General features: G+C 43.5%; 1 protein-coding gene. It reads left to right on the top strand.

The window, feature by feature from the left end; translation table 11 throughout:
- Nucleotides 1–158: 158 nt before the first annotated feature.
- Entirely contained in the window at nucleotides 159–578 is a 420-nt protein-coding gene (locus tag ACFPPD_RS23240) for an HIT family protein (protein ID WP_209752124.1), read from the top strand.
- Nucleotides 579–2,158: the final 1,580 nt, after the last annotated feature.

Genomic DNA, 2,158 nt, shown 5'->3' with positions numbered 1-2,158 from the left:
CAGGGAAGCGGAATCAGCCGGACACATCCAACTCCCTAACCGCATCGCGGCCGCCCTCCGGGCTTAAGGGAGTTGGACGTCGTGAACACATGAACGTTATCAGAAATTCATGAAGTGCGTTAAATGCAAACATTAAGAGATCATAAGGAGAAATACCAATGACTATTAATGACAATTGTGTATTTTGTAATCCTAGACTTGAACCAAGACAGAGAGAAATTTTAAGTAATGAAAGCTGTATATTTTTTCAAATGCCCCAAGAAATTTTAATTGGATCAGGTCTAATCGTTCCTAGAGAACATCGTGTTAATGTATTTGAATTAACTGAGAAGGAATGGCTAGATACCTTTACTTTAGTCCAACAAGTTAAAGAATATTTAGATGAATTACATAAACCAGATGGTTACAATCTTCAATGGAATACTAATGGTGCAGCGGGTCAACATCTATTTCATTCACATCTTCATATAATACCAAGATTTTCAGACGAGCCTCTAGCAGGCAAAGACCTTCGTAGTTTTCTTGGAAAAGAAGATAATAAAAGGTCGAGGTTGAGAGATAATTCGAAGAAGTCATGAACTTCTGATAACACCATGTTCACGCTTCGGGCCATTCGGCCCTCGGTCCGGCAGGAGTTAGATGTGGGTTCGGAGAAGTATTTGACAGCAGCAGGGAAGCAGAATCAGCCGGACACATCCAACTCCCTAACCGCATCGCGGCCGCCCTTCGGGCTTAAGGGAGTTGGACGTCGTGAACACATGAACGTTATACGCAATTGCTCTAAAAACAACGAAGATCATCCCATCCCAACCCTCAAGGCATTTTGAATTCAAGGGCGAGGGAAGAACAGTCAAGAAGATCGGATCATTCTTAATTTGTCTATCGATGGTCACGCCAGTGACTTCGATAGGTCGAATCATCCGTGCCCGCGCCCTGTTTTCAAATGCCGTCTTGAGGGTTGGGACTGAAAGATTCGTTGAACAGATCTTAACCCTGAATAGCCTTGATTCCAATCTTATTATTCAAACCTGTCATGGAACACATTCAATAATCAAAGCCGGCACATACGTTTGGCGGTGGATTGAATTTGGAATGATGTTCCGACTGTATTGAAATTGGAAATGAATCAAGGCAATATAAGAGCAGGGTTAAGATCAACGAATCTTTCGTGGGATATTCGAAGAAGAGGGCAACAGCGTATAACACCATGTTCACGCTTCGGCGGACGAGCCGCCTCGGTCCGGCAGAAGTAGGAAGCGGATTCGACTGGAGTAGCTCAACAACTGTAAGTATTTCAGCCGGACACATCCGCACCACCTAACCGCATCGCGGCCGCCCTTCGGGCTTAAGGTGTTGGGACGTCGTGAACACATGAACGTTATAAGAAATCCCCGCAAGGCATTGAAAGTAGAATCGAAGATGCAATTTTTTATAGGAAAGTCGTTTTTGTAAGCCGATCATGATGCCTCATATGAAACATTTTTGTAAGCTGCTCAGCGAAGTCTCATTTGAAAGACGTTTTATTAAGTTGCTCAGTGAAGTCTCATTTGAAAGATGTTTTTGTAAGCTGTTCAGTGAAGTCTCATATGAAAGACGTTTTTGTAAGCTGTTCAGTGAAGTCTCATATGAAAGACGTTTTTGTAAGTTGCTCAGTGAAGTCTCATATGAAAGTCGTTTTTGTAAGCTGCTCAGTGAAGTCTCATATGAGAGACGAATTGTAAGTTGCTCGGTGAAGTCTCATATGAAAGACGTTTCTTTGAAAGCTGGTTCGCGAGGTTCATCGGAAAGATATTTGCAAGTTGATCGAAGAAGGCGGGGACATCTTATAACACCATGTTCACGCTTCGGGGCATTCGCCCCTCGGTCCGGCAGAAGTAGGGAAGTGGATTCGACTGAAGTATTTCAGCTACAGGGAAGCGGAATCAGCCGGACACATCCGCACCACCTAACCGCGTCGCGGCCGGCTCCTTACGGAGCCTTAAGGTGGTGGGACGTCGTGAACACATTTACGTTATGTGAAATTCCTGTAAAGCTAAACACTTTAATCCCATAATCCCTTTCGGAGGTTTTTTATGATAAATTTGAAGGGACATCATGACTTATCTGAAGTAAGTCTTTTATTGGCTGAATGTATGTGGTCTGATTCTGAAAGAATTCT

Origin of the sequence: Cohnella suwonensis, from assembly GCF_042655365.1 — a bacterium.
Classification (GTDB): domain Bacteria; phylum Bacillota; class Bacilli; order Paenibacillales; family Paenibacillaceae; genus Cohnella; species Cohnella suwonensis.
The sequence above is the reverse complement of the archived record's forward strand: the minus strand, read 5'-3'. Positions and strand labels throughout refer to the sequence as shown.

Bases quoted from the DNA above. Each gene is read 5' to 3' on its own strand.
- ACFPPD_RS23240 (WP_209752124.1), top strand. From the start codon at position 159: ATGACTATTAATGACAATTGTGTATTTTGTAATCCTAGACTTGAACCA.